Below are 264 nucleotides of genomic sequence, written 5' to 3'. Positions count from 1 at the left end.
CACCGTTTCACCGTGCATCAGACCTCCTTCCGCCCCCGGCCAGGTATACGCCACTGCCCACGAGCCCGGCCCGCGGACTTGTGATGGGGATTGTTGGTGGGGGTCACGTTGCCGGTGTTCTTCGACGTGAAGGTGTAGACGATGCTATCGCCCACAGCCGACGGGTTCTGAATACCTGAAGCGTCTGCCGATTTGCTGAACTCCATGGCCGCGGTCTCTTCTACACATCTCCGAGCCCCCAAAAACTTGATACTGATCTGGGGA

At 59.5% G+C, this 264-nt stretch carries 1 protein-coding gene; it reads right to left on the bottom strand.

The features are described 5' to 3' along the window. Positions 1-17: 17 nt before the first annotated feature. A partial coding sequence (locus ACLRGI_RS23400; RefSeq protein WP_419203819.1) for a CLIPPER-2 domain-containing protein occupies positions 18-264 on the bottom strand: 247 nt, incomplete at its 5' end.

Source organism: Paenarthrobacter sp. PPS72, from assembly GCF_048537125.1.
Taxonomy (GTDB): domain Bacteria; phylum Actinomycetota; class Actinomycetes; order Actinomycetales; family Micrococcaceae; genus Arthrobacter; species Arthrobacter nitroguajacolicus_E.
The sequence above is the reverse complement of the archived record's forward strand: the minus strand, read 5'-3'. Positions and strand labels throughout refer to the sequence as shown.